22 protein-coding genes and 4 tRNA genes are annotated in these 23719 nt (G+C 55.3%); 8 read left to right on the forward strand and 18 right to left on the reverse strand.

The features are described from left to right. The first annotated feature begins 38 nt into the window (after positions 1–38). On the forward strand, positions 39–659 hold the full coding sequence (gene rhtB / locus ACJ9N4_RS17565) for a homoserine/homoserine lactone efflux protein (RefSeq protein WP_182273328.1): 621 nt from the start codon (positions 39–41) through the stop codon (positions 657–659). Here rhtB and rhtC read toward each other — a convergent pair. From rhtC to pldA, 3 genes are all read right to left on the reverse strand, one after another. Then, complete coding sequence (gene rhtC, locus ACJ9N4_RS17570; protein ID WP_182273327.1) at positions 656–1276, reverse strand: threonine export protein RhtC; 621 nt, start codon at positions 1274–1276, stop codon at positions 656–658. The two genes, rhtB and rhtC, sit on opposite strands and share 4 nt — an antisense overlap. Before the next feature lie 61 nt (positions 1277–1337). After that, complete coding sequence (gene recQ / locus ACJ9N4_RS17575; protein ID WP_182273326.1) at positions 1338–3167, reverse strand: ATP-dependent DNA helicase RecQ; 1830 nt, start codon at positions 3165–3167, stop codon at positions 1338–1340. 90 nt (positions 3168–3257) lie between these two features. Continuing rightward, entirely contained in the window at positions 3258–4127 is an 870-nt protein-coding gene (gene pldA / locus ACJ9N4_RS17580) for a phospholipase A (RefSeq protein ID WP_182273325.1), read from the reverse strand. A gap of 162 nt (positions 4128–4289) precedes the next feature. On the opposite strand from pldA, the gene yigI reads away from it, so the two are divergent. Together yigI and rarD are read left to right on the forward strand one after the other, a co-directional pair. After that, positions 4290–4757, forward strand: coding sequence for an acyl-CoA thioesterase YigI (gene yigI, locus ACJ9N4_RS17585; RefSeq protein WP_182273324.1), 468 nt, complete (start codon positions 4290–4292; stop codon positions 4755–4757). Positions 4758–4808: 51 nt separating this feature from the next. Beyond that, positions 4809–5705 carry an EamA family transporter RarD gene (rarD, locus tag ACJ9N4_RS17590; protein ID WP_182273323.1) on the forward strand — a complete coding sequence of 299 codons (897 nt, stop codon included), beginning with the start codon at positions 4809–4811 and terminating at the stop codon, positions 5703–5705. Positions 5706–5748: 43 nt separating this feature from the next. On the opposite strand, the gene corA is transcribed toward rarD, so the two are convergent. From corA to lptM, 8 genes are all read right to left on the reverse strand, one after another. Next, positions 5749–6699 carry a magnesium/cobalt transporter CorA gene (gene corA, locus ACJ9N4_RS17595; protein WP_008501540.1) on the reverse strand — a complete coding sequence of 317 codons (951 nt, stop codon included), beginning with the start codon at positions 6697–6699 and terminating at the stop codon, positions 5749–5751. A 151-nt stretch (positions 6700–6850) separates the two neighbouring features. Next, positions 6851–6907, reverse strand: coding sequence for a YsgD/CorL family protein (ysgD, locus tag ACJ9N4_RS17600; protein ID WP_212743980.1), 57 nt, complete (start codon positions 6905–6907; stop codon positions 6851–6853). 149 nt (positions 6908–7056) lie between these two features. Continuing rightward, on the reverse strand, positions 7057–9219 hold the full coding sequence (uvrD, locus tag ACJ9N4_RS17605; RefSeq protein ID WP_182273322.1) for a DNA helicase II: 2163 nt from the start codon (positions 9217–9219) through the stop codon (positions 7057–7059). 79 nt (positions 9220–9298) lie between these two features. Then, positions 9299–10015, reverse strand: coding sequence for a 5-amino-6-(5-phospho-D-ribitylamino)uracil phosphatase YigB (gene yigB / locus ACJ9N4_RS17610; protein ID WP_182273321.1), 717 nt, complete (start codon positions 10013–10015; stop codon positions 9299–9301). Next, on the reverse strand, positions 10015–10917 hold the full coding sequence (xerC, locus tag ACJ9N4_RS17615) for a tyrosine recombinase XerC (RefSeq protein ID WP_182919115.1): 903 nt from the start codon (positions 10915–10917) through the stop codon (positions 10015–10017). Before xerC ends, yigB begins: the two co-directional genes overlap by 1 nt. Then, the gene (locus ACJ9N4_RS17620) at positions 10914–11621 is read right to left on the reverse strand and encodes a DUF484 domain-containing protein (RefSeq protein ID WP_411500682.1); all 708 of its coding nucleotides are present in this window, start codon (positions 11619–11621) and stop codon (positions 10914–10916) included. Before ACJ9N4_RS17620 ends, xerC begins: the two co-directional genes overlap by 4 nt. Next, positions 11618–12442, reverse strand: coding sequence for a diaminopimelate epimerase (gene dapF, locus ACJ9N4_RS17625; RefSeq protein ID WP_182274606.1), 825 nt, complete (start codon positions 12440–12442; stop codon positions 11618–11620). Before dapF ends, ACJ9N4_RS17620 begins: the two co-directional genes overlap by 4 nt. A gap of 35 nt (positions 12443–12477) precedes the next feature. After that, the gene (lptM, locus tag ACJ9N4_RS17630; RefSeq protein ID WP_182273318.1) at positions 12478–12681 is read right to left on the reverse strand and encodes an LPS translocon maturation chaperone LptM; all 204 of its coding nucleotides are present in this window, start codon (positions 12679–12681) and stop codon (positions 12478–12480) included. A gap of 136 nt (positions 12682–12817) precedes the next feature. On the opposite strand from lptM, the gene cyaY reads away from it, so the two are divergent. Then, entirely contained in the window at positions 12818–13138 is a 321-nt protein-coding gene (cyaY, locus tag ACJ9N4_RS17635) for an iron donor protein CyaY (protein ID WP_182273317.1), read from the forward strand. Between the two features lie 39 nt (positions 13139–13177). Here the strand turns inward: cyaY and cyaA are convergent, their stop codons facing one another. Beyond that, positions 13178–15724 (reverse strand): class I adenylate cyclase, encoded by a 2547-nt coding sequence (gene cyaA, locus ACJ9N4_RS17640; RefSeq protein WP_182273316.1) that lies wholly within the window; start codon positions 15722–15724, stop codon positions 13178–13180. Between the two features lie 348 nt (positions 15725–16072). On the opposite strand from cyaA, the gene hemC reads away from it, so the two are divergent. Genes hemC through hemY form a run of 4 tightly spaced genes read left to right on the forward strand, consistent with a single transcriptional unit; the run spans position 16073 to position 20186 of the window. Further along, a complete protein-coding gene (hemC, locus tag ACJ9N4_RS17645; RefSeq protein WP_182273315.1) occupies positions 16073–17014 on the forward strand; it encodes a hydroxymethylbilane synthase in 942 nt (313 codons plus the stop codon). Continuing rightward, the gene (gene hemD / locus ACJ9N4_RS17650) at positions 17011–17751 is read left to right on the forward strand and encodes a uroporphyrinogen-III synthase (protein ID WP_182919116.1); all 741 of its coding nucleotides are present in this window, start codon (positions 17011–17013) and stop codon (positions 17749–17751) included. The genes hemC and hemD overlap by 4 nt, the downstream gene beginning before the upstream one ends. 21 nt (positions 17752–17772) lie before the next feature. Continuing rightward, complete coding sequence (hemX, locus tag ACJ9N4_RS17655) at positions 17773–18984, forward strand: uroporphyrinogen-III C-methyltransferase (protein WP_182273313.1); 1212 nt, start codon at positions 17773–17775, stop codon at positions 18982–18984. A 2-nt stretch (positions 18985–18986) separates the two neighbouring features. Next, on the forward strand, positions 18987–20186 hold the full coding sequence (gene hemY / locus ACJ9N4_RS17660) for a protoheme IX biogenesis protein HemY (RefSeq protein WP_182273312.1): 1200 nt from the start codon (positions 18987–18989) through the stop codon (positions 20184–20186). A gap of 653 nt (positions 20187–20839) precedes the next feature. Here the strand turns inward: hemY and ACJ9N4_RS17665 are convergent. The 6 genes from ACJ9N4_RS17665 to wecG form a co-directional block, all read right to left on the reverse strand. Next, positions 20840–20916, reverse strand: a tRNA-Pro gene (locus ACJ9N4_RS17665). A 46-nt stretch (positions 20917–20962) separates the two neighbouring features. Further along, positions 20963–21048 (reverse strand) — tRNA-Leu (locus tag ACJ9N4_RS17670). 22 nt (positions 21049–21070) lie between these two features. Beyond that, positions 21071–21146: transfer RNA gene (locus ACJ9N4_RS17675), tRNA-His, on the reverse strand. Positions 21147–21213: 67 nt separating this feature from the next. Beyond that, a tRNA-Arg gene (locus ACJ9N4_RS17680) sits at positions 21214–21290 on the reverse strand. Positions 21291–21392: 102 nt separating this feature from the next. Then, positions 21393–22778: a bifunctional threonine/serine APC transporter ThrP gene (gene thrP, locus ACJ9N4_RS17685; RefSeq protein ID WP_182273311.1), complete on the reverse strand. Its 1386-nt coding sequence runs from the start codon at positions 22776–22778 to the stop codon at positions 21393–21395. A 196-nt stretch (positions 22779–22974) separates the two neighbouring features. Further along, entirely contained in the window at positions 22975–23715 is a 741-nt protein-coding gene (wecG, locus tag ACJ9N4_RS17690) for a lipopolysaccharide N-acetylmannosaminouronosyltransferase (protein WP_182273310.1), read from the reverse strand. Positions 23716–23719: the final 4 nt, after the last annotated feature.

Here is a 23719-nt window from a genome sequence, read left to right on the forward strand (position 1 = left end):
GTATTGTGGCATAAAAACAGACGATTCGGGAGTTTCAAATGACCTTCGAGTGGTGGTTCGCTTACCTGCTGACATCCATCATCCTCAGCCTTTCCCCTGGCTCTGGCGCGATCAATACCATGACCACATCCATCAACCACGGCTATCGCGGTGCGGCGGCGTCCATTGCCGGCTTGCAGACCGGGCTGGGCATTCACATCGTGCTGGTAGGGATTGGTCTGGGGACATTGTTCTCCCGCTCTGTACTGGCGTTTGAGGTGCTGAAATGGGCCGGCGCGGCATATCTGATTTGGCTGGGTATTCAGCAATGGCGTGCCGCAGGATCAATCAACCTGAACACACTCGCTCAGGCACAAACGCGCGGTCGTCTGTTTAAACGCGCAGTGTTCGTTAACCTGACTAACCCGAAAAGCATTGTTTTCCTGGCCGCGTTGTTCCCGCAGTTTATCGTGCCACACCAGCCGCAGGTGATGCAGTACGTGGTGCTGGGTACGACCACCATTGTTGTCGACATCATTGTGATGATTGGTTACGCGACGCTGGCGCAGCAAATCGCGGCCTGGATTAAAGGGCCTAAGCAGATGAAGGCCCTGAATAAAGTGTTCGGTTCGTTGTTTATGCTGGTTGGCGCGCTCCTGGCGTCAGCGCGTCATGCTTAGCGAGAGATAATCAAATGGATACCGAAGCCGGTGAACAACGCGCCGGCAAAACCGTCAATCCACTTTGCGATGCGCTGGTAACCACGGCGCATTGCCGGTAAGGCAAACAGGCTTGCCACCACGGTGAACCAGGCAAACGTCTCAACGACAATCAGCAGGAAGATACCCCAGCGCGCCCCCGCGCCCACGCTGTCACCGACAAACAGAGAGAACACGGAGCCAAAATAGATGATCGCTTTCGGGTTCGCCAGGTTGGTCAGCAGCCCTTTCACAAAGCTACGGCCGCCCGTTGCCAGCTCAACCTTTGGCTCTTCCGGCTTTTTCACTTCTTTCTTCAGCGCTCCGCGCAGCATCTGGTAGCCCATCCAGCACAGGTAGAGACCCCCGCCGACCATAATAATGTTATGCAGCCAGGCCATCTTTGCCAGAATCAGGTTCAGACCGAGTAGCGCCACCGCCGCCCAGACCATGACACCCGCAGTGATACCCAGCACGCCCATCATCGCCTCTTTGCGGGAGCGGCTGACCGCCGTTTGTGACACGAAGAAAAAGTCAGGGCCGGGGCTCATCAGCGCAACGATATGCACTAACGCCACGGTGAGAAATAGCATTAACATAATTAGCTCGCGGGGAAATAATACAGTGAGTCACCATCCTGGCACTTTTTAGCCCGGCTGACTACTCCTCATCATCACCATCTGCGTGAGAACGGATGAGCGCCATAAACTCTTTACCGAAGCGCTCCAGTTTGCGCGTACCCACGCCGTTAACGCTGAGCATCTCGCCAGCGCTGAGTGGCATTTGCTCGGCCATCTCAATCAGCGTCGCATCGTTGAACACCACGTACGGTGGAATGTTCTCTTCATCGGCAATGGCCTTACGCAGCTTGCGCAGTTTGGCAAACAGCTTGCGGTCATAGTTGCCACCGTACGATTTTTGCATCACGCGTGGTTTCAGGGCGATAACGCGCGGAACGGCGAGCTTCAGTTCAATGTCACCGCGCAGCACCGGACGTGCGGCTTCAGTAAGCTGAAGCGCGGAGTGCTGGGCAATGTTTTGCGCGGCGAACCCCAGGTGGATCAGCTGGCGGATGATACTCACCCAGTGCTCGTGACTCTGCTCTTTGCCAATCCCGTAGACGGGAAGTTTGTCGTGCCCCATATCGCGGATGCGCTGGTTGTTGGCTCCACGCAGCACTTCCACCACGTAGCCCATCCCGAAGCGCTGATTAACACGGTAGATGGTCGAGAGCGCTTTACGCGCGTCCATCAGGCCATCGTACTGCTTCGGCGGATCAAGACAGATATCGCAGTTGCCGCACGACTCCTGACGCCCCTCACCGAAGTAGTTGAGCAGTACCAGACGGCGGCAGGTTTGCGCTTCAGCGAACGCCCCCATCGCATTGAGCTTATGACGTTCGATATCCTGCAACTGTCCCTGCGGTTTCTCTTCCAGGCAGCGACGCAGCCACGCCATATCAGCCGGATCGTAAAACAGCATCGCCTCGGCTGGCAGACCATCACGCCCGGCACGGCCAGTTTCCTGGTAGTAGGATTCAATATTACGCGGGATATCGAAGTGCACCACAAAGCGCACGTTGGGCTTGTTAATCCCCATCCCGAACGCCACCGTTGCGACCACGATTTGCAGGTCGTCGCGCTGGAATTTCTCCTGCACGTCGGCGCGAATGTGATTTTCTAAGCCAGCATGATAGGCCGCAGCGCTAAAGCCACGGTTTTGCAGACGTGCGGCGGTGTCCTCCACCTTCGCACGGCTGTTACAGTAGATGATACCCGACTTGCCGCGCTGCTCCTGCACATAACGCAGAAGCTGATCCAGCGGCTTGAATTTTTCCATCAGCATATAGCGGATGTTCGGGCGGTCGAAGCTACTGACCTGAATCAGCGGATCATTCAGCCCAAGCAGGCGAACGATATCCAGACGCGTTGTGTCATCTGCCGTTGCGGTGAGCGCCATAAACGGCAGCTCGGGGAAGCGCTGACGCAGCTGACCAAGCGCGGCGTATTCCGGGCGGAAATCGTGCCCCCACTGCGAGATACAGTGCGCTTCATCCACCGCCAGCAGAACCGGGTTCCAGTGCGCCAGATGATCGAGGAAGTTATCCAGCATCAGGCGCTCTGGTGCGATATACAGCAGGCGGATCTGCCCGGTACGGCAACCGGCCATCACCTCTTGCTGCTGCTCACGCGTCTGCGTGGAGTTAAGACAGGCTGCCGCCACGCCGTTGGCGAGCAGTTGGTCAACCTGGTCTTTCATCAGCGAAATAAGGGGTGATACCACGACCGTCAGGCCGTTGAGCACCAGCGCGGGAACCTGATAGCAGAGCGATTTACCGCCGCCAGTTGGCATCACCACCAGGCAATCACGCCCTTCCAGCACGGTATCAATGATGGTTTCCTGGCCAGGACGGAACTGCTGGTAGCCAAAGGTTTCATGCAGAACCTGTTTAGCCAGCGATTCCTGATTCAATACTTCCGCCTGCGCCACGTTAACCCCATATGCCAGAAATAAAACAGGCGCTATTTTCAGCGCCTGAGAGAGAAACTTCAACGTTTAACGGAAAAACATTCGAGCAGCCTAGAAAATATCGTTCAACATCACGCCCACGCCGACGCGGGTCTGGTTGAAGTTGTAATCGATAAGCGACTCGCCGTAACCGCTGTAGACCTGCGTATACAGGCGCACATGCTTGCTCACCGGATAGCTCAGGCCCACTTCCGCACCACCGTAGCCGGTGTTCCAGTTGTACTGGCCTTTGGCGCTCAGCACCGCATCACCCAGTTGATAGCCAATTTTGAGCTGGTAATAGCCCATATATTTGGTGATGTCCGGGTTGTCATTGGTTTCGCCTACCACGTACCACGGCTTCACTTCCACCATCCAGTTGCCGTTTTGCGCCATCAGGCGGGTATAAAGACGGTTCCAGCTTCGGGAAGTCGGGTCGGCACGGCCGTTGGAGTCATGGTTAAAACCCATCTCTACGTCGCGCAGCGTCCAGCCCGCAAATTCGTAATCCGTTGCGAAACCGAGGAACAACTGCGGCTCGTAATTGGTTTCACGGAACGGCGAAGATTCCCCGCTGTTGGAGAGCTGCCACCAGGATTTCTGCGTATAGGACGCCCCGAGCACCGAGTTCGGCCCTAAAATGCCACGCCAGAACGGGAAGGCGAGACTGAGCTGATACTTCACCTCATCCTTGCGTGCGTTATCTGACCAGTCATAGGAGCGAATGGCCTCCTTGTTGATATCGCTGGTCCAGGTATAGAGCAGATAGTTGGTGTCGTACGGGTAAAGCGTGAAGGGATTATCATGCTCCTGCAGCAGGTTGGCGATAATGCTGCCACGCACCGCTGGCGTATCGTGTACCTCTTTTACCGTCGCTTCCTGCGCATATGCTGTGAGAGGCAGCGCAATCGCCGCCAGTAACCAACCCAGATACGTCCGCATCGGTGGTGTTCTCCTGAAAAACAGATTGATTTCATGAATCGTTATGAGCAGACATTCTACAGGCTTCTTCAGTAACTTCCGCCTCCTCCTTTCTGAAAGTGGAAATCCTGAAGCATGAGGCATAAAATCAACATTTTGTTAACAAAAAGGATGTCAATTCTCATGTCAGCCACGCTTACCGCCGAAGAAACGTTAAAACTCGTGGGCGAGATTTTTGTTTACCATATGCCCTTTAACCGCGCGCTAGGGCTGGAACTGGAGCGGTACGAGAAAGAGTTTGCCCAGCTTAGCTTTAACAACCAGCCAATGATGGTGGGCAACTGGGCGCAAAGCATCTTGCATGGCGGTGTGATTGCCTCGGCGCTGGATGTCGCGGCAGGACTGGTCTGTGTTGGTAGCACACTGACACGCCACGACACCATCAATGAAGATGAGCTACGTCAGCGCCTGTCGCGCATGGGAACCATCGACTTACGCGTCGACTACCTGCGCCCCGGGCGTGGAAACCGCTTTACCTGCACCAGTAGCCTGCTGCGCGCGGGTAATAAAGTCGCCGTTGCCCGCGTTGAGTTACATAACGAAGAACAGGTTTATATCGCCAGCGCAACCGCCACTTATATGGTGGGTTGAGTGGGTAAAATCAGTTAAAGTGAATGCACTTTCTTGTAACGGATTTTCCCGATGGATGCTAAACAGACGCGGCAGGGCGTTTTACTCGCCCTTGCCGCTTATTTTATTTGGGGTATCGCTCCGGCGTACTTCAAATTTATCGCTTACGTACCGGCTGATGAGATCCTCACTCACCGCGTGATCTGGTCATTTTTCTTTATGATTGCGCTGATGAGCATCAGTCGTCAGTGGTCAGGCGTAAAAACATTGCTGCAAACACCGAAAAAGGTGTTTCTGCTGGCGCTCTCTGCGGTGCTGATTGGCGGTAACTGGCTGCTGTTTATCTGGGCGGTGAATAACCATCACATGCTCGAAGCCAGCCTGGGGTATTTTATTAACCCACTGGTGAATATTGTGCTGGGGATGATTTTCCTCGGTGAGCGCTTCCGCCGTATGCAGTGGCTGGCGGTGATCCTCGCCTTCTGCGGCGTACTGGTTCAGCTGTGGACGTTCGGTTCGCTGCCGATCATCGCGCTGGGGCTGGCGTTCAGCTTTGCATTCTACGGGCTGGTGCGTAAGAAAATCGCCGTGGAAGCACAAACCGGGATGCTGTTCGAAACCCTGTGGCTGCTGCCAGTAGCCGCAGTCTACCTGTTTGGCATTGCCGACAGCTCCACCAGCCATATGGGCAATAACCCGTGGTCGCTGAATATGCTGTTGATGGCGGCAGGCGTGGTGACAACCATCCCACTGCTGTGCTTCACCGGTGCGGCGACGCGCCTGCGCCTCTCCACGCTGGGCTTCTTCCAGTACATCGGCCCGACGCTGATGTTCCTGCTGGCAGTGGTGTTTTACGGTGAAGTGCCGGGTGCGGATAAAATGGTGACGTTCGCCTTTATCTGGGTCGCGCTGGCGATTTTTGTCGCCGATGCAATTTATACCCAGCGCAGGACGCGTAAAGGTCAATAGGGACGTTATAGGGCGGGCTGGCACAACGCCACCCGCCAGATTCCTACAGCCAGTTGCGGCGCTTAAAGTACAGATACGGCGCAAGCCCGGCGAGGATCATAAAGATAATCGCGCCCGGGTAACCAAAGCTCCACTTCAGCTCCGGCATAAACTCAAAGTTCATCCCATAGCTTGATGCCACCAGCGTAGGCGGCAGGAACACCACGGATACCACCGAGAAGATCTTGATGATGCGGTTCTGCTCAATGTTGATAAAACCCATCGCCGCCTGCATCAGGAAGTTAACCTTCTGGAACAGGGATTCGTTGTGCGGCAGCAGGGATTCGATATCGCGCAGGATCTCACGCGCCTGCTCCAGCTGACCACCCGGCAAGCGTGCCTTACGCACCAGGAAGTTCAACGCACGCTGGGTATCCATCAGACACAAACGCACCTTCCAGCCGATATCTTCCAGCTCTGCCAGCGTCGAGAGCGCTTCGTCATATTCATCGCCCTGATGACCTTCCATGATGACACGGCTCAGCTTTTCCAGGTCGCTGTAAATGTTTTCTATCTCATCCGCCAGCTGTTCGATTTTGGTTTCAAACAGGTCGAGCAACAGCTCATACGCGTTGCCGTCCACCATCGCCTGGCTACGGGCGCGCATACGGTAGAGACGAAATGCAGGCAGTTCGCGCTCGCGCAGGGTAAACAGGCGGCCATCGCGAATGGTAAACGCCACGGTGGAGTTACCCGCGTGGTCTTCCGCATCTTCAAAGAAGAAGAAGGAGTGAATGTGCAGACCGTCTTCGTCTTCAAAAAAACGTGCCGATGCTTCGATGTCTTCCAGTTCCGGACGGGTTGCCAGGCTTTGCCCCAGCTCAGATTGTACGCGAAGGCGTTCATCGTCGTCCGGCTCGACCAGATCCACCCATACGGCATCAATGAGGGGCTGTGACTCTTCGGCTTCAAGCCGAGTCAGTCGGTTATTTTCGAGTTGAAATGCGCTCAACATGACCGGGACTCCCAATGCAAAAAATATCGGACAGTTCGGTGGGCACACAGAAACAAATTGGGTTTCAGACCATTAAACAGCCTGACTCAGCGCGACGGGAATAATACAGGTCGCTGACAACCACTAAGGCCATCAGCAAGAGGAGATAGCCTTAGGAGTTGTTCCTGGATGACAGGGAATTGAGCCAGTATCTACTGGGTGTGTCCAAGGCGAATGTCCTCTTAGCGTAATCGTGCGCGCATGTTACGCCAGCAGTAACTGTGGCGTCAACACGCAACGGAACGCTGAAAGGCATTAATTGACCTTCAACGTATAAGGCTAGCAGATTATTACAAAATAATGATAATTTTCTGAATGTTACACTGTTTCCAGTCTGGCGTAAGCCGCCACCAGCCATTTGATCCCCTGCCCCTGGAACGCCACCTGCAGGCGGCTGTGCTCACCGCTGCCTTCCAGGTTTACGATGGTGCCTTCACCAAACTTAGAATGGCGCACGCGCTGGCCCAGCTTGTAACCGGTGTCGGTTTCAGAAATCGGTGAGCCCAGGCGCTGATGGCTGACCGGACGGCTGATGCTGGCGCGTAAACGAACTTCTTCCACGCATTCTTCTGGCAGTTCGCCAATAAAGCGCGACGGACGGTGATACACCTCTTTGCCATACAGACGACGAGTTTCGGCGTAGGTTAGCGTCAGCTTTTGCATAGCGCGGGTCACGCCCACATAGGCGAGACGGCGTTCTTCTTCCAGACGCCCACCTTCATCCAGCGACATCTGGCTCGGGAACATCCCCTCTTCCATGCCAACAATAAACACTTGCGGAAACTCCAGACCTTTGGCGGAGTGCAGGGTCATCAGCTGAACCGCATCCTGCCAGGTATCCGCCTGCCCTTCGCCCGCTTCCAGCGCAGCATGGGAGAGGAACGCCTGCAGTGGCATCAGGTCTTCGTCTTCTTCGTTGTAGCTGAACTGGCGCGTTGCCGTGACCAGTTCCTCTAAGTTCTCAATACGGGTCTGGCCCTTTTCACCTTTCTCCTGCTCGTACATGGTTCGCAGGCCAGAGTCTTTAATCACCCGGTCGGTCTGCACGTGCAGCGGCATATCTGCCGTCTCCTGAGCCAAAGCATCAATCAGTTCCAGGAAGCGCTGCAGCGCGCTGGCGGCACGTCCGGCGAGGGCTTTCTCCTGTAACAGCTCACGGCAGGCCTGCCACAGGGTAAGCTGACGGTCGCGGGACGCCTGACGCACCACGTCCAGCGTACGATCACCAATGCCACGCGTCGGCGTATTCACCACGCGCTCAAACGCAGCATCGTCGTTACGGTTAGCAATCAGACGCAGATAGGAGAGCGCATCTTTGATTTCCTGACGCTCGAAGAAGCGCATCCCGCCATAAATCCGGTACGGCATACTCACCTGCAGCAGCGCCTCTTCCAGCACGCGCGACTGGGCGTTGCTGCGATAGAGAATGGCGCACTGCTCCAGCGCACCGCCGTTGTCCTGCCAGGTTTTAATGCGATTAACCACGAAGCGCGCTTCATCGAGTTCGTTAAACGCACAGTAGATAGAGATCGGCTCACCGTCGACGCCATCAGTCCACAGCTTTTTACCCAGACGCCCGTTGTTGTTTTCAATCAGGGCGTTGGCGGCGCTCAGGATGTTGCTTGTCGAGCGGTAGTTCTGTTCCAGACGAATAGTTTCCGCGCCCGGGAAATCCTTGAGGAAGCGCTGGATGTTTTCCACCTGCGCTCCACGCCAGCCGTAGATTGACTGGTCGTCATCGCCGACGATCATCACCTTGCCGGTATCACCCGCCAGCAGGCGGATCCACGCGTACTGAATGTTGTTGGTATCCTGGAATTCGTCCACCAGGATATTGGTGAAACGTTCGCGATAGTGCTGCAGGATATGCGGCTTGTTGAGCCACAGCTCGTGGGCACGCAGCAGCAGCTCGGCGAAATCGACCAGACCGGCGCGATCGCACGCTTCCTGATAAGCCTTGTAGACGTTTTGCCAGGTCTGCTCAACCGGATTACCGAAGCTCTGAATATGGTGCGGACGCAGCCCTTCGTCTTTTTGACCGTTGATGTACCACATCGCCTGACGCGGCGGCCACTGCTTCTCATCGAGGTTCATTGCCTTGATCAGGCGCTTCAGCAGACGCAGCTGATCTTCGCTGTCGAGGATCTGGAAATCCTGCGGCAGGTTGGCGTCCATATGGTGCGCGCGCAGCAGGCGGTGCGCCAGGCCGTGGAAAGTGCCGACCCACATACCGCCCTGGCTGGTGCCCATCAGTTGTGCGATACGGTGGCGCATCTCTGCCGCCGCCTTGTTGGTGAACGTCACCGCCATAATGGAGTACGGCGAGCAGTGTTCCACGCTTTGCAGCCAGGCGATACGGTGAACCAGCACGCGCGTCTTACCACTGCCCGCCCCAGCCAGCACCAGCATGTTAGTGCGCGAGGCAGCTACGGCTTCACGCTGTTTGTCATTAAGGCTGTCGAGCAGGTAAGAAACGTCCATTGGCACCGTCACGTCATGTCGGGCAGGCGAATGTTATCATTCGCCAAAACCCTGTTAATTTATACAGAACAATTGATGATTATATCAGCGTCGTGAGGGATGCCAACCGCGAAATTTCCACGTGCGGCAGCAGACGGCTGTCCAGCGTTGTCATCAGATCGGCATTTTCCGGTTTGATCCAGCAGGCCTGCATGCCGCAGCGGATCGCCCCGGCCACGTCCGTGGTCAGGTCATCCCCGACGTGCAGGATCTGACCGGGCGGCAGGCGCAGTTTTTGCGCCGCCAGATGGTACATATCGTTAAAGGGTTTCGAGCGTCCGTGCGGACCCGCACGCAGCACAAATTCAAAATAGTCGCCCAGACCAAACAACTCCGGCTGGGCATTGCCGTTGGTGATCGCCACCAGCGGCCACTTTTCGGCCAGTTTTGCCAGCGTATCATGTGTTTCCTGCGGCACATCAATGCGGCTGCGCCACCTGGCGAAGTTCTCCATTGAGGCTTCTGCCCCAATGGCCGCATCACGCGCGCTCATTCCTGCGTTCAGCATTGCCTGCTCAACCGCGCGGCGACGCCATTCCGTCACGTCATGATAAATCTCCGGCTCGGTCTCCCGCAGGGCCTGGCGCAGTCGCTGAAAGTCTTTACTCTGCATTGCCTTCAGCGCCGGATGGTAGTTTTGCACAAACGCCAGCGACTCCTGCTCGGTTCGCAGGATCACCTCACGGTTGTCGTAAAGGGTGTCATCAAGGTCAAATGTGATTGCGGAAATCTGACCGAGTGGGCGGTAAAAACGCATTATTTCCCCCGTTTGGCGCGTGGATGCGCCGCGTCATACACCGAGGCAAGGTGCTGAAAGTCTAAGTGGGTGTAGATTTGAGTGGTCGACAGATTCGCGTGGCCGAGAAGCTCCTGCACGCCGCGCAGATCGCCGCTCGATTCAAGCATATGGGTGGCAAACGAGTGGCGCAGCTTGTGCGGGTGAACATGGCTGTTCAGCCCCTGTTTGATGCCCCACTCAGCAAAGCGCTTCTGCACGTTACGCGCCGAGATCCGCTTCCCGAGTTTTGACAGGAATAGCGCATCTTCTTCTGCGCCAAACAGCCCGCGCAGATCCAGCCAGTGTTCAATCCAGGAGACGGCGTTGCGCCCCATCGGCAGGCGGCGCTCTTTGCTGCCCTTACCCATGACCCACACTTCGCCGGACTCGAGATCAAGGTGTTTTAAATCAAGGTTCACCAGCTCAGACAAACGCAGCCCTGCGCCATACATCACCTCCAGCATCGCGCGGTCGCGTACGGCCAGCGGATCGTTAAGATCGATATCCAGCAGGCGGTTCACATCGTCGACGTCGATATTTTTGGGCAGATGGCGCGGCGCTTTTGGCGTGGCGATCCCTTTAGCCGGGTTGGCTGTTAACCCCCCCTGGCTGACCAGCCAGTCGAAGAAACTGCGCAGGGCTGAGAGCCGGAGTGCCAGACTCGCCGGGCCTAGCCCTTTTTTGCGGCTACGCACGACAACCCCGCGTACCGTCGCAGCGTCACATTGTTGCCAGCTTTTCAGGCCGATCTCGTCGGCAATCTGCATGATGGCATCAAGCTGACGCTGATAGTTCAGCAGCGTAATGGGGCTAAGCTGACGTTCAACGCCCAGGTAGCGCAGAAATCGCGTGACGTCAGGGCCGAGCAGTCCGTCGGTCATACGCGCTCAATCCAGCGCTCCAGCAGCTCCGGCAGCATCAGGGCAATCTCCTGCAACAGATGCGTGCCTTGCCCCTGCTCATAGTGGTGTGCATCGCGGCTGGTAAATATCATCACCCCCAGATCGCCATCGCGCCCCATCAGTGACATCGCCACCGAGCCAATGGCTTTGGCCTCTGGTAACAGCAGCAGCAACTCTGGTCCGTTCAGCGGCCCCAGATAGTGGTGTTCATGGCCCAGACGCTGAATACGCAGCGGTTCAAACGCCTGACGGCTCAGCGCCAGATGGGTGAAGCCAGACGGTGCACCAATGCGCCAGCGGTCAGGGAAAAGACGAAGGGTTGCGCCAGCCAGCCCCAGCTCACGTGCCCAACGGTGGAAACGGTTGAGGAACTCTTCAAGGCTATGCGCCGACGCCAGACGTGCCTGCAGATGCAGCAGACGATAAAACAGGCTTTCGTTATTACTCGCCTGTTCCATCAGCAGCGTCATGTTCTCTTCGAGCTGATTGATATGGTTGCGTGAGCGCGCCATATGCCATTCGACCAGCGACACGGTTTCACGTACCGGATGCGGCACGCGCATCTGTTCGACGACGCGTGCATTGCGGATAAAAAACTCAGGATTGCGCAGCAGATAATCAACAACAGCTCTGTCGTCCAGTTCCGTCACCGTTTCCTGCAGTTCTTCCCCTGGTTGTTTCATAGATGGATAAACCCGTCATAGACATGTGCCGCCGGGCCAGTCATATACAGTGGATGACCCGGGCCTTTCCAGGCGATATCAAGACGACCGCCTGGTAATTCCACGCGAACCTCTTCTGCCAGTAATCCCTGAGAGATGCCGACTGCCACAGCAGCGCAGGCACCGCTTCCGCAGGCCTGGGTTTCACCCGCGCCGCGTTCGTAGACACGCAGGCGGATGTGCTCACGCTTCACCACCTGCATAAAACCGATATTCGCCCGCTCCGGGAAGCGTTCGTGGCTTTCCAGCACCGGGCCGAGGGTTTCGACCGCCGCGGTTTCCACATCATCAACCTGAATCACGCAGTGCGGGTTACCCATTGAGACGACGCCGCACAATACTGTCTGTTCGGCCGCACGCATAATATAGGTCTTTTCCGCTTTGTTCGCGCGAAACGGCACGGCGGAAGGTTCAAAATTCGGCTCGCCCATGTTCACACGCACCAGCTCGTCATCGGTGACACTGAGCACCATGCGGCCATTAGCCGTGCTGACGCGAATATCGCGCTTGTTGGTCAGCCCTTTCAGGCGAACAAAGCGGGCAAAACAGCGTGCGCCATTGCCGCACTGGGAAACTTCGCTGCCGTCTGCGTTAAAAATACGGTAGTGGAAATCGAGATCGGGATCGTACGGCGGCTCAACCACCAAAAGCTGATCGAACCCCACACCCAGATGCCGATCCGCCAGACGGCGGATCAGTTCCGGGGAGAAAAAGACATTCTGCGTTACCGCGTCGACGACCATAAAATCGTTGCCAAGGCCATGCATTTTAGAGAACTGCATCATTTGCTCCATTGCGCGGGTACAGAACGTAATCGTCAGAGATTGACCTGAGTCGGACCGCCATTGTCGCCACGATCGTTCGTGGTTGGCGTCGTGGACTCAATACCGCTTTGCACCGGTTTCGTCGGCGGCGGCGCGCTTTTATCTGCAGGCGGGAAGTACAGCGGCCCTTTCAGACCACAGCCTGTCAGGCTAAACAGCGTGATGAGAACGGCAAGCGTTCGGAAAACGTTTTTCATTATTCAAGTTGCCCGTAAGTTCAAATCTGTTTCTATCATCGCAGGAGAAGACACAAAAGCAAGAGTTTGCCGCTTTCCTGCAACGGGAATTATTTAGCGTTATACTGCCGACATCACGAAAAACAGGAACAAAACCATGAACGACAGTGAATTCCATCGCCTTGCCGACACCCTGTGGATGACCATTGAAGAGTGTCTGGACGACTGGGACGGCGACAACGATATCGATTGTGAAATCAACGGTGGCGTGTTGACCCTCAGCTTCGAAAACGGTAGCAAAATTATTATTAACCGCCAGGAGCCACTTCACCAGGTATGGCTGGCAACCCGTCAGGGTGGCTACCATTTCGATCTGAAAGAGGGCGAGTGGGTTTGCGACCGTAGCGGCGAAACGTTCTGGAACCTGCTGGAGCAGGCGGCGACCGCGCAGGCGGGTGAAAAGGTTAGCTTCCGGTAAGCGTTACACGGGTGGCGCTACGCCACCCGGTACAACGTCTCAGGAAAAATACTGCTGCAACAACGGAGCAGTCGCATCCTGGCTGGCAGGTACCGCAGGTGCCACAGCCTGGGTACGGAACGGGATGACCTGTGCACGACCGTCCACGTCCACAATCTGATAGAACTGCGGCAGGTTGAAGTTGATAAAGCTTGAGCCGTAGGTGAAACGGTCGTGTGACGACGAGTAGAAGCGGCTGACGTCGCGTACCAGCTCCTCTTTGCTGCCTTCACAGTGGTGATACACCTCAGCGCGGTTGGTTTCATCCAGGATGTAGATGTTAAAACCGGCGTCGTCACCCGACTCTTCAAAGAAGAACTGAATAATCCCTTCACTGGCAAAACCATCCACCACCTGCGGCAGTTTGACGTGGTTGGTTTCCACCTGTACTGACAGGCCATGCAGCTTGTTGTGCGAAATTGCGCCGTAGAACTCGATGGCGTTTTCCAGCTTTTGCACCGACACATTCAGGCGCTCGAAGAACAGGCCCCAGGTCTGGCCGGAGACGCGCAGCGCTTTAAAGCGCCCGGTTTCCTGACGGGTACTGGAAAGACGCAGTTCAATGCACTCAGACACCAGTTGCTGCACGCGGGTACGGATCAAACCGCGCAGATGCTGGCTGTAGCAGAACACCTCAACGCTGTCCGGCGGTGCGGCATCCTGGTGCATCTTACCGAGAATGGTTTTCAGCGCCTCGATCATCGCCTGCTCGCCGTTGAAGTGCAGGGTACGCACTTCGTTCCACGAGTTGCGGTACAGCAGGTCTACACTGCCGACCAGGCAGTTTTGCTGCTCGCCAAAGCTAAAGACGTCCAGCTTGCGGAAGTCAAAATGAACCACCTGATTGCGGAACGCCGCCGTCGGGTCATATTCCAGATTGACGATAATCGCCAGATGGCGAATTTCACACGGGCTATAGAGCGCTTTTGGCGTCGGAGCCGGCAGACGCAGCGGGAAGTGGTGCGACACATCCGCCACCATTTCCTGCAGTTTGGCTAAATCGACCCCTTCGTTGCCTTTAATAAACAGGCGGGTACGGGAGGTCAACAGGCCATTGAACCAGGCCCAGGCCACCAGCTTGTTCAGGTAGCGGTTATATTCCAGCGGCTGATGGCTGATGATCGAGTCCATGCTTGGCGCACGGTTGTACAGATACCACCCGGTGCGGTTCGCACGGCCCGGAGGAACATAGATAAAGGTCAGGTTCGGTTCTGACAAATCAGGTGAAATCTGCGGGTTCACCAGCGTCACTTTGCCCGGCAGCGCTTCAAACGCGGCGTACAGTTTACGGGTCAGTACCCCAATATCCTGCGGGCTGGCGGAAACGCTGAGATTATTACGGCGCGCAAAGCGGATCAGGTTACGGTAGCTTTGCATCATCGCATCGAGCAGTTCGTTGTGCGCTTCACGCACCTGATCGATTTTCCAGTTAGCGCGGTTGTCGAGCATGGACAGGCGCTCTTCGTCCCATCCCCACTCTTTGACTAACTGACTGACCACTTCACGACGCCAGCCCACGCATGCGCGTTCGCGGCTCAGTTTTTCACAAACTTTGAGATAAAAACACCGACGCACCAGGTCAAGACGCGTGGTGTCATCTATGGCTTTCAGGTATTCGGTAACGCGTTCCAGCATCATGCAGTAGGCATCAAGCCCGAAGGAGACAATCTCCCCGTCGTGCAGACGCTGCTTGATATCTTTCGCCAGCAGGCGCGGTGTGGGGTATTCCCAGGAATAGGCTTCGAGCAGCAGCGTTTTCAGCACCGCTTTATACGGTGAGTCGATACTTTTATAGAGCTGCCAGAGGCTCGCACCAAAGTACTCTTCGGCAGACAGGGAGCTAAGGCCACCCAGATCCAGCCATTCGTTTGGCGTCAGTACGCCCTGCGCATACAGCGACATGACGTAATCATCGTAATGCTCTTCTTCTTCGCACGGCACCATATTCCACAGAATACGCTTACCGGCCAGGCGAACGGCAGTACGGTAAAACTCATCCAGCAACAGGATGTGCTGCGTTGAGCCGCAGTCTTCACCACCCAGACTGCCGCTTTCGTTATGGCGGAAACGGTTTTCATCAATCAGGAAGAAACTCACTTCCACACCGAGCGATGCCGCCCAGCTTTCCAGCAGGCTGCATTTACGCTGCAACAGCTGACGCTCGTCGTTATCGAGCCAGGATTGATGGCAGACCCAGATATCCAGGTCAGATGAACAGCTTTGCCCTACCGATGAGGTACTCCCCATAGAGTAAACGCCAGTGATTGGCAGCTCGCCTTTCGGGGATTCCTGTGGCGGCATGCCACGGTAGAGTTCCAGCTCATTCAGATAATGCTGTTGGGTTTCATCAGGCGTGAAAACGCAGATGCCACGGGGAACGTTACCATCAAGGTAACCCGGCATCAGCGGGTGGTGATAGTGCAATAATGTCGGCAGCAGACTGTAAACCTGCTGGAAAGCAGGTCCCATAGCAGCAAGCGCGCGATCCACACGCAGTTGATTTATGGCATCCAGTCTCTGTTTCAGAGTCTCAATATAGAGGTACAAGACGTATCGCCTGATGTTTCCGGTGTCGCAAGCTATTCCAGAATCGAATAACGGCGAGCCCGCAGTATTTCAAAAAGATAACCGTTACCCTTTTTCGCCCTTATCTTTAATGGTGGTACCGACGAAAAAATGGTCTAAAACGTGATCAATTTAACACCTTGCCGATTGACCGTAAAGAAAGTTGCGCTACATACAAGTGTAGCACCGTTCTGTACGTGTAAATTCCTGAATACGGCGATGGCTGACGAGAACGCCGCCTTGTCCCTCTTTATCTTCATCAACCGAAAACTGCCATCCCAGAGTCAACAATGTTAGGATGGTTAGCGATTGATAATGACGGTAACAAGCATGTTAGACAATGTTTTGAGAATTGCCACACGCCAAAGCCCTCTTGCGCTCTGGCAGGCACATTATGTTAAGCAGCGCCTTGAAGCCTGCCACTCCGGATTGCGCGTCGAGCTAGTGCCAATGGTCACGCGCGGTGATGTGATTCTTGATACGCCTCTGGCGAAAGTCGGCGGAAAGGGCTTGTTTGTTAAAGAGCTGGAACTGGCATTGCTTGAGAACCGCGCCGATATCGCCGTTCACTCAATGAAAGATGTCCCCGTTGAGTTTCCGGAAGGGCTGGGGCTGGTGACCATCTGCGAGCGCGAAGATCCGCGCGATGCCTTTGTCTCCAACCACTATGATTCGCTGGATGCATTGCCAGAGGGCAGCGTGGTTGGCACGTCAAGTTTACGCCGCCAGTGTCAGCTGGCTGAACGCCGCCCGGATCTGGTCATTCGCTCGCTGCGCGGTAACGTTGGCACACGCCTTAGCAAGCTGGATAACGGTGACTATGACGCAATTATCCTCGCCGTGGCGGGCCTGAAGCGCCTGGGGCTGGAGTCACGCGTTCGTGTCGCGCTGCCGCCAGAACTGTCGCTGCCCGCCGTGGGCCAGGGTGCCGTCGGTATTGAGTGCCGCCTGATTGATGCGCGTACCCGTGAGCTGCTTGCACCGCTCAACCATGACGAGACCGCCATCCGGGTGAAAGCCGAGCGGGCAATGAACACCCGCCTCGAAGGAGGCTGTCAGGTGCCCATTGGCAGCTATGCTGAATTAATCGACGGTGAACTGTGGCTGCGTGCGCTGGTTGGCGCACCGGACGGTTCGCAGATGGTACGTGGTGAACGTCGCGGCCAGCCACAAGACGCCGAACAGCTTGGCGTATCGCTGGCGGAAGAGCTGCTCAATAACGGCGCTCGTGAGATTCTGACCGAGGTTTATAACGGAGAACCCCCTGCATGAGTATTCTTGTCACCCGCCCTTCTCCCGCAGGAGAGCAATTAGTGAGCCGTCTGCGCGCACTGGGGCAGGTGGCCTGGAGTTTTCCGCTGATTGAATTCTCCCCTGGTCGGGAGCTGTCTGCGCTCACCGACCGTATGAATACCCTGCAGGCAGGCGATCTGCTCTTTGCCCTGTCGCAACATGCCGTGGAATTTGCCCAGGCGCAATTGCAGCAGGAAGGACAACGCTGGCCAACGGCCCCCCGCTACTTTGCTATTGGTCGCTCCACCGCACTGGCTTTGCATACCGTAAGCGGAATTGACGTTCGTTATCCGTTAGATCGGGAAATCAGCGAAGTCTTGCTACAATTACCTGAATTACAAACCATTGAAGGAAAACGGGCGCTGATTTTACGCGGCAACGGCGGGCGCGAATTGCTGGGTGAAGCGCTGCGGGAACGTGGTGCCAACGTCACGTTCTGCGAATGCTACCAGCGCTGTGCAAAAAATTATGATGGTGCGGAAGAGGCAATGCGCTGGCATATGCGCGGCATCAACACCCTGGTGGTCACCAGTGGTGAAATGCTGCAGCAACTTTGGTCGCTGATTCCACAATGGTATCGTGAAAACTGGTTACTCCGCTGTCGGCTTCTGGTCGTCAGTGAGCGTCTGGCGAACCATGCCCGGGAACTGGGCTGGCAAGATATTCGGATCGCTGATAACGCCGACAACGATGCGCTGCTGCGCGCATTACAATAACTCTCATAATGGGAAGCCATAATGACGGAACACGAAAAATCCTCCGCCGTGGTTGAAGAGACCAGGGAGACTGTGGACACCACGTCACAGCCAGAGACGACTAAAAAGGCCGCTGAGAAGAAAAACGGCAGCAATAAAACCAGCCTTGCACTCAGCGCGATTGCCATCGCCATTGCGCTGGCCGCAGGCGTTGGTCTGTATGGTCTTGTTAAGCAACAAAGCACAAACCAGACCGCCACCAGCGACGCGCTGGTCAACCAGCTCACAGCCCTGCAAAAAGCGCAGGAGACGCAAAAAACCGAGCTGGAAAGCGTTATCAAACAGCAAGCGACTGCGCTGGCCGAAGCCAACAGCAAGCAGGAAGAGCTGACCAAACAGCTGGGTGAAGTGCAGCAAAAAGTCGCCACCATTTCCGGTACTGATGCCAAAACCTGGCTGCTCTCACAGGCCGATTTCCTGGTGAAACTGGCCGGACGTAAGCTCTGGAGCGATCAGGACGTCACCACCGCTGCCACGCTGCTGAAAAGCGCCGATGCCAGCCTGGCTGACATGAACGACCCAAGCCTGATCACCGCACGTCGTGCCATTACCGCCGATATCGCCAGTCTCTCCGCCGTTTCGCAGGTGGATTACGATGGCATTATCCTCAAGGTAAACCAGCTCTCGAACCAGATTGATAACCTGCAGCTGGCGGATAACAACGACGATGACTCCCCGATGGATTCCGACGGCACCGAGCTTTCCAGCTCACTGAGCGAATGGCGTGTGAACCTGCAAAAAAGCTGGCAGAACTTTATGGACAGCTTCATTACAATTCGTCGCCGCGACGAAACCGCCGTACCGCTGCTGGCTCCTAATCAGGATATTTACCTGCGCGAAAACATTCGTTCCCGCCTGCTGGTTGCCGCACAGGCCGTACCACGCCATCAGGAAGAGACCTATAAACAGGCGCTGGATAATGTCTCTACGTGGGTACGTGCTTACTACAATACCGATGATGAGACGACCACCGCATTCCTCGAAGATATTGATAAGCTGAGCCAGCAGAACATCACCATGAATGTGCCGGATAAGCTGGAAAGCCAGCCTATTCTGGAGAAACTGATGCAGACGCGTGTGCGTAACCTGCTGGCACAGCCAGGCGTTCCGGCGGAACAGGCCGGTGTTGCCCCTGCTGTCGTACCCGCGCCCGCCCCCGTGCCTGCACCTGAAAACACGCCACAAGGAGAGTAATCATGTTGAAAGTGCTTTTACTCTTCTTATTGCTGATCGCCGGGATCGTTCTGGGACCAATGCTTGCCGGTCATCAGGGCTATGTGTTGATCCAGACCGATAACTACAACATCGAAACCAGCGTAACGGGACTGGTGATCATTCTGATCCTTGCCGTCGTGGTACTGTTTGCCGTGGAATGGCTCCTGCGCCGCATTTTCCGCACCGGGGCGCATACCCGCGGCTGGTTCGTGGGTCGTAAGCGTCGTCGTGCCCGTAAGCAAACCGAACAGGCACTGCTGAAGCTCGCCGAAGGGGACTATCAGCAGGTTGAAAAGCTGATGTCGAAAAATGCCGACCACGCCGAGCAGCCGGTGGTGAACTACCTGCTGGCCGCTGAAGCAGCGCAACAGCGTGGTGATGAAGCCCGCGCCAATCAGCATCTGGAGCGCGCATCAGAGCTGGCCTCCAGTGACCAGATCCCGGTAGAAATTACCCGCGTTCGCCTGCAGCTGGTACGTAATGAAAACCACGCAGCGAGACACGGCGTAGACCGTCTGCTGGAAATTACCCCACGTCACCCTGAAGTGTTGCGTCTTGCCGAGCAGGCTTACATTCGTACTGGCGCATGGGGCTCATTGCTGGACATCATTCCTTCAATGGCGAAAGCGGATGTGGGTGACGATGAGCATCGTGATGCGCTGCAGCGTCAGGCGTGGATTGGGCTGATGGATCAGGCTCGTGCCGATCTGGGCAGCAATGGTCTGAAAGACTGGTGGAAGAATCAGAGCCGTAAAACACGCCAGCAGATCCCACTGCAGGTCGCGATGGCAGAACATCTGATTGAATGTGACGATCATGACACAGCTCAGGAGATCCTCCTTGATGGCCTGAAGCGTCAGTATGACGATCGCCTGGTGATGGTGATCCCGCGCCTGAAAACCAATAATCCGGAACAGCTTGAGAAATTGTTGCGCCAGCAGATCAAAACCGTGGGTGACCGCCCGCTGTTGTGGAGCACGCTGGGCCAGTCGCTGATGAAGCACGGTGAATGGCAGGAGGCAAGCCTCGCCTTCCGCGCGGCACTGAAACAGCGTCCGGATGCGTTTGACTACGCGTGGCTGGCCGATACGCTGGACAAGCAGCATAAGCCGGAAGAAGCTGCCGCTATGCGGCGCGACGGGTTGTTGTTGACGTTGCAGAATAACAACACCCAGCAGTAAACATGAAGGAGGCCAGCTGGCCTCCTTTTTTATCGCCCTTCCCCTGCTACATTCCTTACACCTTCATCAGGAAACGAACCCGCCGGTGTAACAAGGAAATCTTCATGAATGATGCTCACCTGTAGTCATGAGCCGTTGCCAGGAATGAGGCATAAAAAAACGCCTGCTATAAAAGCAGGCGTTAAAACAGGTCTTTAAGACAACATATTTGGTGCTTCACTCAACGTTGTGTCCATGGTGTTTGATGAGGCCGAAGCGACATCTGTCAGTGGACGATAAGCACCGTAAACGGCTCTGCGTCATTCCTGAGTATATGAGGCACTAAGGCGAACATAAGAGATGGAATGAGCATCTACACGCATATTATTGCACGTAACATGCCAACGTTACACGCAGAACTTTTACATCGCGCAACATTTTAAGATAAAAGGAATTTCTGCTGTTAAGACCCGTCTGAACCCACACAACGTACCGCTAAGCATGTCGATGTGTCGCCAGAAAGAGACAACAATGCCACTATCAGATAATTTATTTATTTTTTATGTAGTTAGGTGTCGCTGAATGGCGACATTAAGAAACGGCATTGTCGGGGAGTGGCTACAGGGCGATAAATCGCAGAAAACAAAAAACCCCGCCGAAGCGGGGTTCAAAATTGGTCGGCGAGAGAGGATTCGAACCTCCGACCCACTGGTCCCAAACCAGTTGCGCTACCAAGCTGCGCTACTCGCCGATGTACTGCTTTTTTGAATTTTTAGTTCAATTCATTTAAAAAGTCGTGGTGCGAGGGGGGGGACTCGAACCCCCACATCCTAAGGACACTAACACCTGAAGCTAGCGCGTCTACCAATTCCGCCACCTTCGCAATTCACAACTCTTTCAAATAATGGGGTGGCTAATGGGATTCGAACCCACGACAACTGGAATCACAATCCAGGGCTCTACCAACTGAGCTATAGCCACCACTGTATTCTTTCACGCGGTACTGACTACTTCTCAGACCACCGCAGCTCTAGCGCCGGGACTAAAATGGCGCGCCCGACAGGATTCGAACCTGAGACCTCTGCCTCCGGAGGGCAGCGCTCTATCCAGCTGAGCTACGGGCGCTTAGCGCCGTTGCGGGGCTGGATATTACGTACCTCCGTCCCCGCTGTCTAGTGCTTTTTTTAAAAAAATGCGCGTTTGGTTATGGTTTGCACATTTTGCCGCTTATTCCTCCACTTTCTGCGTGGTGGCGCGGCGACCCAGACCAAATAGCTTATATCCCGCCGTGACGGCAGCCAGGAAGATCATCCCGACAAACAGCGACATGCGGGTATCTTCATTAAAGTACATCCCGATTAATACGCAAATCAGGAACGCCATCGTCAGGTAGTTCGCATACGGGAACAGAATGGAACGGAACGGATGGCTGGCAATCGCCTTTTTATGCGCATGACGGAAACGCAGCTGGCTAATCAGGATAACAAACCACGGAATCATCCCCGGCAGCACGCTGGCGCTATAGACATACACAAAGACGCGCTGCGGATTAGGAATGATGTAGTTCAGACATGAACCGACCAGCAGAATCACAATCGATACCGCCACGCCCGCCACCGGAATACCAGAACGCGACACTTTGCCCATTGCTGCAGGCAGCTGGTTGTTTCTGGAAAGTGCGTAAAGCATGCGGCCACAGCTGTACATTCCGCTGTTACAGCCGGAAAGTGCCGCCGTCAGCACCACAAAGTTAATGATACCTGCCGCCGCCGTGATACCAATCTTCGCAAAGGTTAAGACAAACGGGCTGCCTGTCGTGCCGATTTCATTCCACGGGAAGATGGTCACAATAACGAAGATCGCACCCACGTAGAAAATCAGGATACGCCACAGCACTTTACCTACTGCGCTACGCAGTGTGACCTGCGGGTTTTTCGCTTCACCAGCGGTAATACCGATAAGTTCCACACCCTGATACGAGGCCACAACGATACACAGCGCCGTCAGGAAGCCTTTCCAGCCCCCCGCGAAGAAGCCTCCGTGTTCGGTCAGGTTACCGAAACCAATGGCGTGTCCACCGTTACCAAAGCCGAAGAAGATAACGCCCAGGCCAACCACAATCATCACGATAATGGTGGTGACCTTGATCATCGCAAACCAGAACTCAATCTCACCGTACAGGCGCACCGCGGCAAGGTTTGCCAGCGCCACCAGCCCCACGGCTATCAGCGCCGGTATCCACTGAACCATGTCAGGGAACCAGAACTGCACGTAGACCCCTATCGCGGTGATTTCCGAGATACCCACTGCCATCCACATAAACCAGTACGACCAGGCCGTGAGATAGCCAAAGAACGGGCTCATATAACGGTGCGCGTAAACGGCGAAAGAACCAGTCACCGGTTCCAGGAACAACATTTCGCCCATTGAACGCATGATGAAGAAAACAAACAGCCCGGCGATGATATACGCCAGTAATACAGAAGGGCCTGCCCATTTGAGCGTACTTGCGGAGCCCATAAACAGGCCCACGCCGATAGTGCCGCCCAGCGCTATCAATTCAATATGTCGAGCTTCCAGCCCACGCTGAAGCTCTGGTTTTTTCTCTGCCATAAATCCTCGGTTGTGTTTGCTGTTTCCCGGCTTTTTGCCGGTTATTGTTTTTTGGGGTACTGAAATACGGAGCGAATGGTTTCTTAAAATCGGGCAAATGGCAAACGATGCATAAAAAAAATGAATGCATTGCACAGAATCGCAGCAGTTTTGCAGGAGAGTTGCAGCGCGAACAGCATATCGCGCTACATTTTGATTACATTTTCCCGGTGTAGTGCCAGGTGAGATAACGCAGCAGACGGATCTGCCGTTTGATACGCGTCGGTTGCGATAACAGACGGTACAGCCATTCCAGCCCCAGGTTTTGCCATACCTTTGGCGCGCGTTTAACGTGACCGGTAAAGACGTCGTAGGTGCCACCAACGCCCATATAGAGGGCATTCGGGCAGACCTGACGGCAATCGCGCATCAGGATTTCCTGACGCGGGGAGCCCATCGCTACGGTGACAATCTTCGCCCCGCTGTCACGTATGCGTTCAAACAGAGCCTGTCGATCTTCCGCTTTGAAGTAGCCATCCTGACTGCCCACAATGTTAACATTCCACTGACTACGCAGCTTCTGTTCGGTTTGTGCCAACACATCCGGCTTACCACCAATCAGGAACACGGGTGTGCTCTCTGCGCCTGCGCGCGCCATCAACGCTTCCCAGAGATCGGCTCCCGCCACACGTGAAACATTAGCATCGGGATACTTTTTGCGGATAGAACGCACCACGCTAATACCGTCAGCGTATTTAAACTCGGCGGCTTCTATCAGGCTTTTCACTTCAGCATTATCTTCTACCGCCAGCATCTTTTCCGCGTTGATGGCCACCAGAGTACCGGATTTCATCTGGTCATCAGCGAACAGAAAATCCAGCGCGTGTTGCATATCACGCCAGCCAATAAGCTGCAGACCGCGCAACGCATAACGCGGCGCGGAAGTTGTATCAGTCATGACA

The organism is Enterobacter sp. LM3, from assembly GCF_046622475.1.
Taxonomy (GTDB): Bacteria; Pseudomonadota; Gammaproteobacteria; order Enterobacterales; family Enterobacteriaceae; genus Enterobacter; species Enterobacter cloacae_P.

Coding starts and splice junctions, on each gene's coding strand:
- rhtB (WP_182273328.1), top strand. CDS start 39: ATGACCTTCGAGTGGTGGTTCGCTTACCTGCTGACATCCATCATCCTC.
- rhtC (WP_182273327.1), bottom strand. CDS start 1,276: ATGTTAATGCTATTTCTCACCGTGGCGTTAGTGCATATCGTTGCGCTG.
- pldA (WP_182273325.1), bottom strand. CDS start 4,127: ATGCGGACGTATCTGGGTTGGTTACTGGCGGCGATTGCGCTGCCTCTC.
- yigI (WP_182273324.1), top strand. CDS start 4,290: ATGTCAGCCACGCTTACCGCCGAAGAAACGTTAAAACTCGTGGGCGAG.
- rarD (WP_182273323.1), top strand. CDS start 4,809: ATGGATGCTAAACAGACGCGGCAGGGCGTTTTACTCGCCCTTGCCGCT.
- corA (WP_008501540.1), bottom strand. CDS start 6,699: ATGTTGAGCGCATTTCAACTCGAAAATAACCGACTGACTCGGCTTGAA.
- uvrD (WP_182273322.1), bottom strand. CDS start 9,219: ATGGACGTTTCTTACCTGCTCGACAGCCTTAATGACAAACAGCGTGAA.
- yigB (WP_182273321.1), bottom strand. CDS start 10,015: ATGCGTTTTTACCGCCCACTCGGTCAGATTTCCGCAATCACATTTGAC.
- xerC (WP_182919115.1), bottom strand. CDS start 10,917: ATGACCGACGGACTGCTCGGCCCTGACGTCACGCGATTTCTGCGCTAC.
- ACJ9N4_RS17620 (WP_411500682.1), bottom strand. CDS start 11,621: ATGAAACAACCAGGGGAAGAACTGCAGGAAACGGTGACGGAACTGGAC.
- dapF (WP_182274606.1), bottom strand. CDS start 12,442: ATGCAGTTCTCTAAAATGCATGGCCTTGGCAACGATTTTATGGTCGTC.
- lptM (WP_182273318.1), bottom strand. CDS start 12,681: ATGAAAAACGTTTTCCGAACGCTTGCCGTTCTCATCACGCTGTTTAGC.
- cyaY (WP_182273317.1), top strand. CDS start 12,818: ATGAACGACAGTGAATTCCATCGCCTTGCCGACACCCTGTGGATGACC.
- hemC (WP_182273315.1), top strand. CDS start 16,073: ATGTTAGACAATGTTTTGAGAATTGCCACACGCCAAAGCCCTCTTGCG.
- hemD (WP_182919116.1), top strand. CDS start 17,011: ATGAGTATTCTTGTCACCCGCCCTTCTCCCGCAGGAGAGCAATTAGTG.
- hemX (WP_182273313.1), top strand. CDS start 17,773: ATGACGGAACACGAAAAATCCTCCGCCGTGGTTGAAGAGACCAGGGAG.
- hemY (WP_182273312.1), top strand. CDS start 18,987: ATGTTGAAAGTGCTTTTACTCTTCTTATTGCTGATCGCCGGGATCGTT.
- thrP (WP_182273311.1), bottom strand. CDS start 22,778: ATGGCAGAGAAAAAACCAGAGCTTCAGCGTGGGCTGGAAGCTCGACAT.
- wecG (WP_182273310.1), bottom strand. CDS start 23,715: ATGACTGATACAACTTCCGCGCCGCGTTATGCGTTGCGCGGTCTGCAG.